The sequence below is a fragment of the Frankia sp. CeRuru1 genome, assembly GCF_977966315.1.
Genome location: NZ_CDWWEW010000086.1, coordinates 1 through 15,137 on the forward strand (window position 1 = coordinate 1; position 15,137 = coordinate 15,137).

Consider the following 15,137-nt stretch of genomic DNA (forward strand, 5'->3'; position numbering starts at 1 on the left):
CGCCAGCGCCACCCGGCCACCGCCGTTGCGGACGGCGGTATCCACCCCTCCGGGGTTCGGTCGGTCGGGGGCGAGCCCGGTGGCCAGGCGTCCCGTCCGCGCCGTGCCGTTGTTGACGTCGCCGTTGTTCACTGGGACACCCCTGCCTCTCTGCGCGATGATTTTTTCGGGTCTTCTGTCGGGTCTTCTGGCTGATCCGCGCCCGGGCGCCGGCACCGCTGCCGGGCGGCCGCCGCGGCCCGGGGTGGGCCGTGGCTCACCCCGCCGACGGGCTGGACCGGGTCAGTCGTCCCACCGAGGACAGCGGGATCCCGATCCACCCCGGTCGGTGGCGGGCCTCGTACAGGATCTCGTACACGGCCTTGTCGAGCTCGAACGCACGCAGCACCACGGCATCCTCACGAGGATCGCGGCCGGCCGCGGCACCGTAGCCCCGGCAGAACGCCTCCCGGTTGCGATCTGCCCACTCCTGGGCGCGGTAGGCCAACGACGGCTCGTCACCGCGTTCGAGCAGCATCGACCGGGCCGCGTAGTCGAACGAGCGCAGCATCCCGGCGACGTCGCGCAGCGGCGACTCCAGCCCCACGCGGTCGGCGACCGGGCGGACCGGCTCCCCCTCGAAGTCGAACAGCACCCAGCCCGAGTCGACCCGCAGGACCTGACCCAGGTGCAGATCGCCGTGCAGCCGTTGGAAGGGCCGGGGATGGACGGCCTGCGCCGACGCCCCCGTCACCTCGTCGTAGCTCTTGCGGATCGCCGCCTCGAAGGGACGCAGCTCGGCGACGGCCTCGACCGCCGCGTCCAGCCGGCCATGCAGGTAGGTCACCAGGGACCGCAGGGCGTCGGCGGTCGCGAGCCTCGTTGGCAGCGTCCGGGCGAGGTCGGCGTGCACCTCGGCGGTGGCGGTACCGAGCCGCTCGGCCTCCGCGGCGAAGTCGCCGCCGACCTCGTCGGCGTGCAGGTCAGCCTCGGCGTACAGGTCGCGCACGCTGGCCAGCGCCAGCCGCCAGCCCTCGGTGCCGCTGCGCAGGTACTCCTGGAGGAATCCGAAGGTGGTCGGTGTCCCGTCGACCCGGCCGGAGTACCAGGCGACGGGGCGGGCCACGTGCGTGCTGCCCGCCTCCGCCAGCGCCCGGGTCACCTCCAGATCGGGGTTGACGCCCGGCCAGAGCCGCCGGAACACCTTGAGGATGTAGGCGTCGCCGTAGACGATCGAGGTGTTGGACTGCTCGGCGCCGACGGCGTGGGCGGGCAGGATGCCCAGTGGTTCCAGCGCCTCGGCGACGAGGCCGTCGCGGTGTGTCGACCGGCGGAGGAAGCTCAGCAGGGCCGAGCTGCCATCGGGGTCGTGCAGGCCGTCGTAGACCAGGCCGCCGGCACTCTCGCCGATCAGGAAGCCCTCGTGGCCGAAGGGCGCGTCCGAGCGGATGACCACCGGAACCTGGTAGTGGTCCGACGGGCCGTGGTCGTAGTCGACGTCGACGACGAGCAGCCGTAGCGGTTCGAAGACCATGACGTCGTGGCGGATCCGCAGGCCGCCCCCACCTCTGCCCTTCCCGGCGAACCAGCGCTGCCGGGGGAGCCACTCGCGCAACAGGCCGGTCAGTTCCGCGTGGTGGTCACCCATCATCGACCTCCCGGTGCCCGTCCTCAACGATCATTATGCCAGCTAACCTAACGTCGACTGCCTCGATAGCAGCCTTTCGCCCGACCCGGGCCGGCCGCGCGTCGTCCAGGCGGTTCCGGTGCTCCTTGACTGTTCCTTGACTGTTCCTTGACCGACGGTCCCCGACGGCCTCCGTTGCCCCGGTCCGTTGCCCCGGTCCGCCCAACGCGGCTAGGGGGTGAATTCCCCCGGTCTGGTCACCGCGAACCAGTAATGTCCGTGACCTGGCAGCGTCAGCAGGTAGGGAAGCTCGCCGATCGGCGGGAAGTGCACCCGGCCGAGCAGTTCCACCGGAACCAATCCCTCGAAACGACGCAGATCGAGCTCCACCGGCTGGGCGAAGCGGGACAGATTCGCGACGCACAGGACCCGGTCGTCGCCGAACTCGCGGACGAAGGCGAAGATCGAGGGATTGGACGCGCCAAGCTCGGTGTAGTCGCCGAGCCCAAAGACCGGATGACGCTTGCGTACCTCGATCATCCGCTTGGTCCAGGCCAGGAACGAGGTCGGCATGCGCTGTCCGGCCTCGACGTTCAGGGCCTGATAACCGTAGACCGGATCCATGATCAGGGGAAGGTACAGCCGGGCCGGGTCCGCGGTGGAGAAACCGGCGTTACGGTCCGGTGACCACTGCATCGGAGTCCGGACGCTGTCCCGGTCGCCCAGGTAGATGTTGTCACCCATCCCGATCTCGTCGCCGTAGTACAGCACTGGCGAGCCGGGCAGCGAGAGCAGGAGCGCGGTGAACAGCTCCATCTGGTCACGGCTGTTGTCCAGCAGCGGCGCCAGCCGGCGACGAATGCCGATGTTGGCCTTCATACGTGGATCTTTCGCGTATTCGGCCCACATGTAGTCCCGTTCCTCGTCGGTCACCATTTCGAGCGTCAGCTCGTCGTGGTTGCGCAGGAAGATGCCCCACTGGCAGTTCGGTGGGATCTGGGGCGTCTGAGCGAGAATCTCCGAGATCGGGTAGCGGGACTCCCGCCGGACCGCCATGAAGATGCGCGGCATCAACGGGAAGTGGAACGCCATGTGACACTCGTCGTCGTTGCCGAAGTACTCGACGACGTCGGAGGGCCACTGGTTCGCCTCGGCGAGCAGCACCCGGTCGGCGTACTTGGCGTCGACCTCCTTGCGGACCCGTTTGAGGTACTCGTGGGTCTCCGGCAGGTTCTCGCCGTTGGTGTTCTCCCGGACATAGAGGTAGGGGACCGCGTCGAGCCGGAACCCGTCGATGCCGAGATCGAGCCAGAAGCGCAGGACCTCCAGCATCGCCTCCTGGACCTCGGGGTTGTCATAGTTCAGGTCGGGCTGGTGGGAGAAGAAACGGTGCCAGTAGTACTGACCGCGGACCGGATCCCACGACCAGTTCGACTTCTCGGTGTCCACGAAGATGATCCGGGCGTCCGGGTACAGCTCGTCGCTGTCGGACCAGACGTAGAAGTCCCCGAACGGCCCGTCGGGGTCGGCGCGGGACGCCTGGAACCAGGGATGGGCGTCCGAGGTGTGGTTCATCACCAGATCCGCGATGATCCGGATGCCCCGACGGTGGGCCTCGTCGACCAGGCTGACGAAGTCGCCGAGGTCGCCGAATTCCGGCAGGATCTGAAAGTAGTCACTGATGTCGTAGCCGCCATCACGCAACGGCGAGGAGTAGATTGGTAGCAGCCATAGACAGTCGACGCCGAGCCACTCCAGGTAGTCGAGTCTGGAGATCAGACCGCGAATGTCCCCGGTGCCGTCGCCGTTGGAGTCCGCGAAGCCGCGGATGAGCACCTCGTAGAACACGGCCCGCTTGAACCAGTGCGGGTCGCGTAAGGTCTCCCCGCCCGGCATGGCGGGGGCCGGGCCGGGGGTGTGCTCGCCGATCGGTTCGCTGAGAGGCTCAGAATCCATCACGGCCGGGCCCGCACAGCGAAGACGTGCGCGGGCTCGACCGCCGGGTCCAGCCGCACGTAGTTCTGCTTGCCCCACGCGTAGGCGGCACCAGTGATCTCATCGGTGACCTCGAAGGAGTCTTCCCAGCCGAGGCCGAGGGCCGGCATGTCGAGCCGCACGGTGGTCTCCCGGGGAGCGTGCGGGTCGAGGTTGACGACGACGAGCACGGTGTCGGCAGCGGCCGTGTCCCCGGGACCCGTGTCGTCTGCCCGCAGGGAGCCCACCCGCTTGGAGAAGACCATGATCTCGTCCCCGTCGGCATGGTGGAAGTGGAGGTTGCGCAGCCACTGCAGGGCGGGGTGGGCGCGGCGGATCTGGTTGAGTCTGGTCAGGTACGGCGCGAGCGACTGGCCCGCACGCTCCGCCGCGGCCCAGTCGCGCGGCCGGTACTGGTACTTCTCGGAGTCCAGGTACTCCTCGCTGCCCGGTCGGACCGGGGTGTTCTCGCGCAACTCGTACCCGGCGTAGACGCCCCAGGTCGGCGACAGCGTCGCCGCGAGCACCGCCCGGATCTGGAACGCCGCCGGGCCGCCGTGCTGCAGGTACTCCGGTAGGATGTCCGGGGTGTTGACGAAGAAGTTCGGCCGCATGTAGTGCGCGGCCGACACCAGCTCGCGCGCGTACTTCTCGAGCTCCCACTTCGTGTTGCGCCAGGTGAAATAGGTATATGACTGGGTGAAACCGACCTTGGCGAGTGTGTGCATCATCGCCGGCCGGGTGAACGCCTCCGCGAGGAAGAGCACATCCGGTTCGGTCGACTTCACCTGGGCGATGAGCCATTCCCAGAACTCGACGGGCTTTGTGTGCGGATTGTCGACACGGAAGATTCGTACTCCGTGTGCAGTCCAGTACCGGACAACGCGTAGTATCTCCTGGTAGAGCCCGGTCGGGTCGGCATCGAAGTTCAGCGGATAGATGTCCTGGTACTTCTTCGGCGGATTCTCCGCGTAGGCGATGGAGCCGTCGCTGCGCACGACGAACCACTCCGGGTGATGCTTCGCCCATGGATGGTCCGGCGCGCACTGCAGGGCGAGGTCGAGCGCGATCTCCATGCCCAGCGAGCGTGCCCGGGCGACGAACAGGTCGAAGTCGTCGATCGTGCCGAGGCCGGGATGCACGGCGTCGTGGCCGCCGTGTTCGCTGCCGATGGCCCACGGCGAGCCGGGGTCTGTTGGACCGGGAGTGAGGGTGTTGTTGGGACCCTTGCGGTTGACCTCGCCGATCGGATGGATCGGCGGCAGGTACACCACGTCGAAGCCCATCGCCGCGACCGCGGGCAGGCGTTCGGCCGCGGTGAGGAAGGTCCCGGACCGGGGCGGGTCGAGGCTCGCGCCCTCCGAGCGCGGGAACATCTCGTACCAGCTGCCGTAGAGGGCGCGCCGACGATCCACCCACACCCGGTACAGCGGCGAGCGGGTCACCAGCTCGCGCAGCGGGCAGGCGTCCAGCAGGCTCACCAGCCGAGGATCGAGGGCCGCGGCGATCCGGTCGCGGGGGTCGGTGCGATTGTCGTCGCGCAGCGCGGCCACGGCGAGGGCGATCTCCGCCCGGCGCGGTTGGGGGACCCCGGGCAGGGCCCGCAGCAGCAGGCGCGCACCGTCCTCGAAGTCCACCGCGAGTTCGTCCGTGTTCTGGCCCGCGCCGACCTTGAGGGCAATACCGTGCCGCCAGGTGGCGAGCGGATCGGCCCACGCCTCGACCCGATATCCCCACAGGCCTTCGGTCCCGGCGGTGATCTCCGCCTCGTAACGGTCGGTCCCGGGGCCAGCGGACCGCATCCGGGTGAACGGAGTTCCCTGCCCGTCGGGACCTGACAGCACGACGTTCGCGCCGATGAGGTCATGACCCTCGCGGAACACCGTTGCACCGACGGTGAGAATTTCGCCAGTGACCGCCCGCGCCGGCCACTGGCCACACGAGACGGTCGGTGTCACATCGGAGATGACAACCCGGCCTACTGAACGTCCGATCATCATGACGACCTTATCCAGACGAACCACACCTCAATGGTCCGCCCTGCACGTGGCGATTGGCGACACCTCTGTGTGAACTGCCCGCGACCATCGCATGGGCGATTGTTGTCGTTGGGGTGGGTCGGTCCGTCCCGCCCGGATGGCCCGCGCTGAAGGCGATGTTCCCCAGTTGTGGCCCTGTCGAACGTCCGAACCTCCTCCGTTGTGGTGTTCCGGGTGCGGGGTCGAGGCCGGAGCGTCACCGGGCCCCGGCGGCGGACGCCCGGCGCATTCCGGAATCATTGTGGTGATGTTGTGTGGTGGGGTCGGGGTAGCTTGGGTGGTGTTCCGCCGCGGTTACCGGCGCGTAAAGGGGTGGTTTGATCGTGGAGGGCGAGCGGCACCGGGACGATCCGGGCGGAGCCGGCGCGGCAACGGGACGGCGCCGGGGCGGTGTGGCGCCGGCCGCGGGAACCTCGCGGCCCACTCGTTCGTCCCGCAGGGCACAGTACTCCGGCCACGTGGCCTTCGCGGGCGGAGAGTCACTGTGGCGTTCACGCCGCGCAGTAGGCTGCCGGCGCCCGGACACCCGGGGACACCCGGGGCGCACCTTGCCCCGGGTCGACGGCTTCCGCGGGGGGCCGCCTGAGCGGCCTCCGAGACATCTGAACAGCGGCAACATCTGAACAGCGGCCCTTTCGAACAACGCACAGCAGGAGGAGCAGTGGGAGTCAGCCTCAGCAAGGGCGGCAACGTGTCGCTGACCAAGGAGGCGCCCGGACTCACCAACATCCTGGTCGGACTCGGCTGGGACGTTCGGAGCACAACCGGCGCGGACTTCGACCTGGACGCGAGCGCTATCGCGTGCCGGGCCGACGGCAAGGTCGCATCGGACGGGCACTTCGTCTTCTTCAACAACCTCAAGAGCCCCGACGGCGCGATCGAGCACCAGGGCGACAACCTGACCGGCGAGGGTGAGGGCGACGACGAGGCCATCATGGTGAACCTCACGACCCTGCCATCGGAGATTGACAAGATTGTCTTCCCGGTCTCGATCTATGACGCGGACTCGCGGCAGCAGAGCTTCGGCCAGGTCCGCAACGCCTTCATCCGGATCGTCAACGGCGCCGGCGGCAGCGAGATCGCCCGCTACGACCTCACCGAGGACGCCTCCACCGAGACGGCCATGGTGTTCGGCGAGGTTTACCGGCACGGCGCGGACTGGAAGTTCCGAGCCGTCGGACAGGGCTACGCCTCGGGTCTGACCGGGATCGCGCGCGACTTCGGCGTCAACGTCTGAACCCCGGGTGCGCGGTCGGGCTCGGTCAGGCGACCGGGCCCGACCTGCCGGCGGGTCTGACCGGGCCGGTGGGTCCGGACGGCCGGTCCGGTAATGACCGGATGCTAGAGATCCGGCCGTGTGTGGGTGACATGTACAGATAAAGCGATACACATCGGGTGTAGCACTTTTGTCAGGTCGCGCCCACCAGACGAGCAGTTACGATGCCGACGACCGCCGCACCGGGCCAGTAGGCCGGGGACGATGCGGTCTCCGGTGATGCTTGAGCGATGCGGGATCCGACGGACCGCGGATCCGCCCGCGCGGCGCGGCCGGGATCTGGCGACCGGTCCGGGAGGGTGTTGGTAGGCGTGCACGCCTTGCGGATCTTCGGATGGTCCTTGGCGATCACTGTTATCGGGGTGGCCGCGACGGGGGTGATCGGTGGCCCCCGGGCCGCGGCGCTTGTCGCGATCCTCGCGGTGCTCGAGATCAGTTTGTCCTTCGACAACGCCGTCATCAACGCGACGATCCTTGGCCGGATGAGCCAGTTCTGGCAGAAGATCTTCCTGACGTTCGGCATCCTGATCGCGGTGTTCGGCATGCGTCTGGTCTTCCCGATCGCCATCGTGGCGCTGACCGCGCATCTCGGTCCGGTCGAGGTCTTCGACCTGGCGCTGAACGACAGTGCCCGGTACGCGGAGAAACTGGATGACGCGCATCCGGCCATCGCCGCGTTCGGCGGGATCTTCCTATTCATGCTGTTCCTGGACTTCTTGTTCGACCCCGAACGGGAGATCCAGTGGATCAAGAAGCTGGAGGAGCCGCTGCGCAGGGCGGGCCAGCTCGATGTGGTTCCGATCGTGCTCGGGCTCATCGCCCTGCTGGTGGTCGGCCAGGCCTTCGCCGGCGGCCACCAGCAGCAGGTGCTGCTCTCCGGGCTGGCGGGGCTCGCGACCTATCTGGGCGTGCGGGGACTCGGCGAGTTCTTCGAGGCCCGCGGTGTGGGCGCCGATGACGACGACTCCGGCTCCGCCGCCGAGTCGGCCGGCTTGGCCCCGGCCCGGTCGAACGGCACCGCCGGCCCGCCGAAGTTGGTGCTCGCCACCGGCAAGGCCGCCGCGTTCCTCTTCCTCTACCTCGAGGTCATCGACGCGTCGTTCTCATTCGATGGGGTCGTCGGTGCCTTCGCGATCTCCCGGAACATCTTCATCATCGCGGCCGGCCTCGGGATTGGCGCGATGTACATCCGGTCCCTGACCGTCTACCTGGTCCAGCGGGGCACCCTCGGCGAATACATCTACCTCGAGCACGGTGCCCACTATGCGATCGGGGCGCTGGCCGTCATCCTGGGCATCTCGATCGAGACCGAGGTTCCGGAGATCGTCACCGGTATCATCGGGGTGGCTTTCATCGGTCTGTCGCTGCTGTCCTCCATCCGCCACCGGTCCGCCGAGCGCGGTTCGGCGGGTGCCGGGTCCGTCCCGGACGAGGGCGAGGGCGGCCCGGGGCAGCCACGGGAGGTCGTCGGCGCCCCGCTGTAGCGCCGTGCGCCGGGCGGTGACAGCTGCCCGGCGCAACCGGGCCCGGGCGGTCGGTCTGGAGAGCACCGCCGCGGATGTGACATCGTCTGTGACATCGTCGGGTACCGGCGTCCGATCCTGCCAGGCGATGATTATCTGATCATGGATGACACCCAGCTACCGCGAGGGAGCGGACCATGGGCATCGACTACAGCAAACGTCCCGCCACCCCGGCGGCCGGTTCCGGCTCGGTCTCACTGAGCAAGGTGACACTGACGAAATCCGCGCCGACCGTCTCGCTGAGCAAGCAAGGCGGTGGCGGGCGGCTGCACGTGAACCTCAACTGGAACCAGCAGCCGGGCGGCGGCCAGCAGAAGGGCGGCTTCCTCAAGCGGGTGCTGGGCGCCGCGGGCGGCGGCATTGATCTCGACCTCGCCGCGTTGTTCGAACTCTCCGACGGCCGTGCGGGTGTGGTCCAGGCCTTGGGCGATGCGTTCGGCTCCTTCACGGACCCCCCCTTCATCAACCTCGACGCGGACGACCGCACGGGCGCCGCGCTCGGTGGCGAGAACCTGTACGTGAACCTCGCCGCCATCTCCCAGATCCGCCGCATCCTCGTGTTTGCCTTCATCTACGAGGGGGTGGCCTCGTTCGACCAGGCCGACGCGGTGGTCACCCTGACTCCGGCGCAGGGTGCCCCGATCGAGGTCCGGCTGGACGAGCGGGCCGGCGGCGTCCGGATGTGCGCCGTTGCCCTGCTGACCAATACCGGCAACGACTTCAAGGTCAGCCGGGAGGTCCGCTACGTCAGCGGTCACCGCGAGCTTGACGAGGCCTACGGCTGGGGCCTGAACTGGACCGCTGGCCGCAAATGACGCCGGTAGCCCGCGATGAGCCATCCGGTCCCGCCGCCCGTCGGCGAGGAGGATCGATACTCGATGTTCCAGCCACGTCGCGAGCCCTCACCCGAGCGGACGCGCGCCGACCGCGAGAGCTCCGACCAGCGGGCCCACCCCGGGGACCGATCTCATCCTGATCGTGACCCGGCTTCCGGGCAAGGCCGGGAGCGGCCCGGGCGATACTCCGCCGATGATCGCGGCGGGCCGGTGCCCGGCGCCGAGCCGGGCCAGGCCGACCCGGCATACGCCGATCCTTCGCGGGCGGCCGGCTGGGAGCAGGGCCGGAGACGGCAGGTTCCGGTAGACGCCTATCCGCCGGGGGAGGACCGGTTCCCGGCACGGAACGCCTCGGCATGGTCCCCCTCGCCGCCGAGCCACGGCGGGTCGAGTGGCTACGGGGACCATGCCGGATCGGGGTATGGGGCACGGGATGAGTTTCCCGGCGCAACCGACCCGTTTCCCGGCGCCGGACCTTGCGCGGACGGCAGCGACTACCCTGGCGACGGTTCCTACGCCCCCGACGGTTCCCGGCAGGAGTACCTCGAGAACGGTGATCTCCGGGACGGCGGTTCCGAGGGCGGGGACCTCGGGGCGGCTGGCCCCGAGGATGCCGGGCCCGAGGATGCCGGGCCCGAGGAGGTCTGGCCCGAGGACATCCGGCCCGAGGAGGTCTGGCCCGAGGACATCCGGCCCGAGGAGGTCTGGCCCGACGAGGCCGGGCCCGGCGGGCCGGAGCCGGCCGTGGCATCCGAGCACGCCGGACCGGCGACGCCGACACGGTCCCCGACAGGCCCGGATCAACGGGATGGGGAGCGCGGCCCGGCCGGCCACGGCGGCACCGCGGCTCAGGATGATCAGGTTCCTCAGGGCGGCCCGGCGGATCAGGACTGCCCCGCGGGCAGCCCGGGCCCTGACTGCGGCGGGACGGATCTGGTGGGTTCGATCGGTGCTGTCCAGGCGGTGGCGCTGGAACGCCTCGCGAGCCGCGTCGACGAATTGGCCCGGCTACGGCGGCACGATACCCAACTCGTGGACCGATTGCACGCTGAGAATGCTCGGCTACGTAGTGGTGAACTTACCGAAGCCATGGCCCCCCTTCTGCGGGGGTTGATTCGACTTCATGATCAAATGGATAGCCTGGGGGCCGACGATCCGCAGAGTGTCGCCGGCATCCTGCGTAAGCAGCTGCTCCAGGTGCTCGATGTCGCTGTGGACGTCCGCCCGTATACAGCGGTGCCGGGCGGGACCTTCGACCCGGCGCGGCACCTGGGGGTGCGTCGGGTGCTGACGGACGACCCGGGACGGGACGGGACGATCGCTCGTACTGTTCGTCCGGGCTTCGTCCGCGGCGAGACCACGGTCGTCCGACCGGCGGAGACCGAGGTCTACCGATCGCGCTGAGCCGCGGAGGGCGGGCACCGCGGCGAACGCTACGAGGCTTGTGAAGGGAAGAATTAGACGGTGGCAGGCACCAAGGTGTTCGGGATCGACCTGGGCACGACCTACTCCTGCATCGCCCAGGTCGACGAGTACGGCCGACCGGAAGTGATCCGCAACATCGAGTCCCAGCCGACGACGCCTTCGGTCGTCCTGTTCGACACTGGGGCGGAGGGCCCAACCTCTTTCGTGGTGGGAACCCAGGCCAAGCGCCAGGCTCGCATCCGTCCCGACGACGTCGCCCGGCTGGTCAAGCGGCACATGGGCGCGTCGGACTGGCGGTTCGTGGCGCATGACGCGGAGTACAGCGCCTCCGCGGTGTCGAGCCTGGTGCTCAAGGCGCTCGCCGCGGACGCCGAACGCGCGACCAGTGTCCCGGTCACCGATGTAGTGATCACCGTGCCCGCGTACTTCGGTGACGAGGAGCGCAAGGCGACGAAGCTGGCCGGCGAGCTCGCCGACCTCAACGTGGTCGACATCATCAACGAGCCGACCGCCGCCGCCTTCGCCTACGGATTCGGCCAGGACGGGGCCGAGGAGTCGACCGTGCTGGTCTACGACCTCGGCGGTGGCACGTTCGACACCACGGTTATCAGGCTGAGCGAGGGCGCGATCACCGTGGTCGCCACGGATGGCGACCACGAGCTGGGCGGTGCGGACTGGGACAATGAACTCGTCCGCTACCTGGCGCAGAAGTTCACCGAGGCGCAGCCCGACGCGGGCGACCCGCTCGACGACGTCTACGACGAGCAGGAGCTGCTGGCCGCGGCCGAGGACGCGAAGCTGGCGTTGTCCGGCCGGGACAGCGTCGACGTGCTGGTCGTGCACAACGGCAGACGCACAAGCGTGCCGGTGACCCGGACCGTCTTCGAGGAGATCACCGGCCCGCTGCTGCGGCGCACTCTCGACCTGACCGGCTCGGTGCTGGCGCGGGCCCGAGAGAAAGGCGTCGAGAAGATCGACTTGTGCCTGCTGGTGGGGGGCATGAGCAAGACACCGGCGGTGGCCCGCCGGCTGCAGGAGTCCTTCGGGCTCACCTCCCGGCTTGCCGATCCCGATCTTGCCGTCGCCAAGGGCGCCGCGGTGTACGGGCAGAAGAAGGCGCTGGAGCGGGAGGTCCACGCGGACCTGGTCGCCAGCGGGCATCTACGTCCCGACCAGGAACTCGCCGCAGCTGACGCCGTGGACGTGGAGAAGGCGGCCGCCGCCAGCGCCGAGGAGGCGGGACTCGCGACCGCCTCCGTGGTTGATCTCGTCCGCACGAAGGTGACGAATGTCACGTCGCGTGGCTTCGGGATCTTCGCCGAGGACCGGGGCGCACCGGTCGCGGCCTTCCTCGCCCGCCAGAACGACCCGCTGCCTATCGCCGTCACCCGGACCTTCTACACCGTCGTCGACGATCAGGCCGAGGTGGACATCCGGGTCTTCGAGCAGGGCACCACCGCCGAGTCCACGGCGATCGACGACAACAAGGTGATCGTCGCCGGCTCCATCAGCGGGATTCCGCCTGGCCACCCGTTGGGCACCCCCGTTGAGGTGACCTTCACGATGGGCGGGGACCAGACGATCCAGGTCACCGCCTCGCACGAGGGCGCGGCCACCCCCCTGGTGCTCGAGGTGCGCGCCGGGGTCGGCTCGGAGGAGATGCGGGCCGTCGAGTCGGCGAAGGTCAGCCTGCTCAAGCAGCGGGACTGAGACCCCGCGGCGGATCGGGCCCCGGCTGATCGGGCCCCGGCTGATCGGCGCCGGTGCCCGAGGGGGCCGTTTGGCCTCCCCCACGAGTGTTCCCGCACGAGTGTTCCGGCCCGCGGCGGCCGACACCGGAGTGGATAGGGTTCAGCCTGACCAGGCACCGCGTCCGGTGGAGCGCCTTCCAGGCCTCGCGGGGACGTGGGTGCGCGCAGTGCGTGCGGGCGGCGCCAACCTGGCGTCCGCGGCCCGCGCCGAGGCGCGGCTTCGTACTCTCAGGTGTGGAGTGGTCGACGGCCGCTTCACGATCGGCGCCTGACGACGGGCCGCCGGCCGATTCCCGGCGGGCATGGCGGGCACGGTGGGCACGGTGGGCACGTGGGACGAAGGTGGATCGGTGAGCGCGGCGTTCGACGGCAGCGGCTATCGCCAGCGGGTGCTGGCGCCGCTGCGGGCCTGTGCCTCCCTGGACACCACCGACCCGTTCCTCCTCGCGGGTCTCGATCCGACGGTGGCGTACACCGACTCCGACGTCGGGGCGCACCTGGTGCGGGTGCTCGCCTTCCTGCAGCGGGAACGCAACTCGGCGAAGTACGCGACCCTTGCCGCCGAACTTGTCCGTCGGCGGGCGGAATGGGAGGAGCCGCTGCGGGACGCGGACTCCCGGGAACGGGTCCGCGCCCGGGTGCTGGTGGCCCGGCGTAGCGGTGACGCCGAGCGTCTCGCCAAGGTCGACGGCTATCTCGCCACCGTCCGGGAGCGCTTCGGCGGCATCCCGGCATCCCGGGTGGACGGCCTGCGCCGCCTCGCCGTCGCCGCCGGGGTGACGGTCGAGGAGTTCGACGCTCGCCTGAGCCGGGAGCAGATCATCATCGACGCCGTCGGCGGGGGCGTCGAACCGCTGCCGGCCGAGGTCCGCCGGCAGATCTCTGAACGGCTCGGCGAGCTGCGCGCCCTGCGCGGCGGGGACCGGGTCTCGACGGCGTCGCTGTGGGCCTTCCTGGGGCTGGCCCCGGACGCCTCACCGGAGCGGCTGCGGGCCGCGTACGCCGTGATGGTGGCGGGCAACCACCACCGTCCCCATGACCGGGAGAAGACGGTCACCGCGGACCTGCTCGCCCTCGTCTCCGCCCGGTTGATCGAGGGCGACCCCGCCGCGTACACCGTTGGGCTGATGGCGGACGCCGTGGACGAGCTGCGGCCCGCGGTCGAGGAACACGTCGTGCTCGACGGCGAGCTCACCGCGGTCGCCTTCGAGGGTCTCGTCCGGGCGGCGCTCGCGACCGGGCGCGGACTGACCGCGGCTCAGGCGAAGTCCGTCGTCCTGGAAGCGGCCCGGGAGCTCGGCGCCGCGGTGAACGTCGGCGGGGTCGTCGACTACGTGGTATGCCCGGGATGCGGCCGGCCGGAGGCGGCCGGGTCCGCGCGGCACTGCCGGTACTGCGACACCGACCTCTACACCACCTGCCCGTCCTGCGGAGCGATGACCGAGGCGGCGGCGGTCGTCTGCCGGCACTGCGGGCACAGCCTGCGCCAGGCCAGGGAGGCGGCCGAGGCGCTCGTCGCGGTGCGCCGCGCCCTGGAGGGCGGTCATCCCCGCCAGGCCGGCGAGATCCTCACGACCGCCCATCCGGTGCTGGCCGCCGTCGGTGGGCCGGTCGCCGGGACGGCGGAGGAACTGGGAGCCCGGGTCTCCGCCGCGCTGGGCGCCGCGGACGCCGGTTGGCGAGCCCTCGCCGAGGCCCGCGCGGCGTGCCGGGCGGATGCGGCGCTCGCCGACGCCCGCTGGCTCGCGGCACAGGCCGCCGACGTCCCCGGCCCCGACGGCCGGAAACCGGCCGAGGTACTGGCCGAGCTCATTGCCGCCCAGGCGGTGATCCGCCGGCGGGTCGAGGCGGCGCGCGCGCTACCACCCGAGGACCAGGAGGCCGCCCTCGCCGCGGTCCTCGCGACGGCGGCGGACAACCGGGAGGCGCTCGCGGCGATGGCGGCCCTGCCGCTCTCCCCGCCGTCCGACCTGACCGCGGTGCCGGGCCCCGACGGTTCGGTGCAGCTGTGGTGGCGGGCTTCGCCCTCGGTCGGGGGACCGGTCTCCTACCGGGTGGAACGCATCGTGCCCGTGGAAGTTAGCGACGGCCAGGGGGTGGCCCCGGGGCGGAGCAGCCTCGGTACCACCCGCTCGACGGAGCTGTGCGATGCCGGCGCCCCCGCCTGGACGCCGGTGCGATACGAGGTGACCGCCCTCTGCGGTGAGCGCCGTTCCGTGCCGGTGGAGGCCGCCCCGCTCGTCTTCACCCGGGACATCACCGACCTGCGGGCCGAGCGCACCGCCGCCGGGGTCCGCCTGGACTGGAGCCTCGGCGGGGCGCTGGCCGCCGTGACAGTGGAGCGGACGGTGGCACCGCCCGCCGCGGTCAGCCAGCCGCCCCGGCGGGCGCGGGGCACCGGCGGCCTCTTCCACGACACCGATGTCGTCGTCGGCGTGACCTATCGCTACCGCGTCTTCGTCGAATACCAGGACGCGCAGGGACGCCCGGCCCGGACCCCCGGGGCCGAGGTGACGCTGGAGGTGGCCGCCCGCCCGCGGCCCGTCCATGACCTCACGGTGGTCACCGCCGCCGGGCGGACCACATTGCGCTGGACGCCGCCGCCCGGCTGGGAGGTGCGGATCTACGCGACCCCGGTGCCGGAGCCGCCGGCCGTCCCCGCCGCCACCGCCCACGTGACCAGTACCGCCCACGTGACCAGTACCGC

General features: G+C 70.3%; 9 protein-coding genes. 6 read left to right on the forward strand and 3 right to left on the reverse strand.

The features are described 5' to 3' along the window. Nucleotides 1–256 precede the first annotated feature (256 nt). The 3 genes from AC08OP_RS08955 to AC08OP_RS08965 all read right to left on the reverse strand — a co-directional run bounded on the left by AC08OP_RS08955 (nucleotide 257) and on the right by AC08OP_RS08965 (nucleotide 5,580). Nucleotides 257–1,627: a maltokinase N-terminal cap-like domain-containing protein gene (locus tag AC08OP_RS08955; RefSeq protein ID WP_476613770.1), complete on the reverse strand. Its 1,371-nt coding sequence runs from the start codon at nucleotides 1,625–1,627 to the stop codon at nucleotides 257–259. Between the two features lie 210 nt (nucleotides 1,628–1,837). Beyond that, complete coding sequence (gene treS / locus AC08OP_RS08960) at nucleotides 1,838–3,562, reverse strand: maltose alpha-D-glucosyltransferase (protein WP_476613771.1); 1,725 nt, start codon at nucleotides 3,560–3,562, stop codon at nucleotides 1,838–1,840. Beyond that, nucleotides 3,562–5,580, reverse strand: coding sequence for an alpha-1,4-glucan--maltose-1-phosphate maltosyltransferase (locus AC08OP_RS08965; RefSeq protein WP_476613772.1), 2,019 nt, complete (start codon nucleotides 5,578–5,580; stop codon nucleotides 3,562–3,564). Before AC08OP_RS08965 ends, treS begins: the two co-directional genes overlap by 1 nt. Nucleotides 5,581–6,280: 700 nt before the next feature. Between AC08OP_RS08965 and AC08OP_RS08970 the strand changes: the two genes are divergently transcribed. The 6 genes from AC08OP_RS08970 to AC08OP_RS08995 form a co-directional block, all read left to right on the forward strand. Beyond that, nucleotides 6,281–6,856: a TerD family protein gene (locus AC08OP_RS08970; RefSeq protein ID WP_462186837.1), complete on the forward strand. Its 576-nt coding sequence runs from the start codon at nucleotides 6,281–6,283 to the stop codon at nucleotides 6,854–6,856. Nucleotides 6,857–7,206: 350 nt separating this feature from the next. Next, on the forward strand, nucleotides 7,207–8,379 hold the full coding sequence (locus AC08OP_RS08975; RefSeq protein WP_476613773.1) for a DUF475 domain-containing protein: 1,173 nt from the start codon (nucleotides 7,207–7,209) through the stop codon (nucleotides 8,377–8,379). Between the two features lie 176 nt (nucleotides 8,380–8,555). Further along, a complete protein-coding gene (locus AC08OP_RS08980; protein ID WP_476613774.1) occupies nucleotides 8,556–9,233 on the forward strand; it encodes a TerD family protein in 678 nt (225 codons plus the stop codon). Nucleotides 9,234–9,248: 15 nt separating this feature from the next. Continuing rightward, entirely contained in the window at nucleotides 9,249–10,658 is a 1,410-nt protein-coding gene (locus tag AC08OP_RS08985) for a hypothetical protein (protein WP_476613775.1), read from the forward strand. A 60-nt stretch (nucleotides 10,659–10,718) separates the two neighbouring features. Beyond that, on the forward strand, nucleotides 10,719–12,389 hold the full coding sequence (locus AC08OP_RS08990) for an Hsp70 family protein (RefSeq protein WP_476613776.1): 1,671 nt from the start codon (nucleotides 10,719–10,721) through the stop codon (nucleotides 12,387–12,389). A 391-nt stretch (nucleotides 12,390–12,780) separates the two neighbouring features. Next, the coding region (locus AC08OP_RS08995; RefSeq protein WP_476613777.1) for a zinc ribbon domain-containing protein at nucleotides 12,781–15,137 on the forward strand (2,357 nt) is incomplete at its 3' end.

Excerpts from the sequence above, each read along its gene's own strand:
- AC08OP_RS08965 (WP_476613772.1), bottom strand. The coding sequence starts at position 5,580 with ATGATGATCGGACGTTCAGTAGGCCGGGTTGTCATCTCCGATGTGACA.
- AC08OP_RS08955 (WP_476613770.1), bottom strand. The coding sequence starts at position 1,627 with ATGGGTGACCACCACGCGGAACTGACCGGCCTGTTGCGCGAGTGGCTC.
- treS (WP_476613771.1), bottom strand. The coding sequence starts at position 3,562 with ATGGATTCTGAGCCTCTCAGCGAACCGATCGGCGAGCACACCCCCGGC.
- AC08OP_RS08980 (WP_476613774.1), top strand. The coding sequence starts at position 8,556 with ATGGGCATCGACTACAGCAAACGTCCCGCCACCCCGGCGGCCGGTTCC.
- AC08OP_RS08985 (WP_476613775.1), top strand. The coding sequence starts at position 9,249 with ATGAGCCATCCGGTCCCGCCGCCCGTCGGCGAGGAGGATCGATACTCG.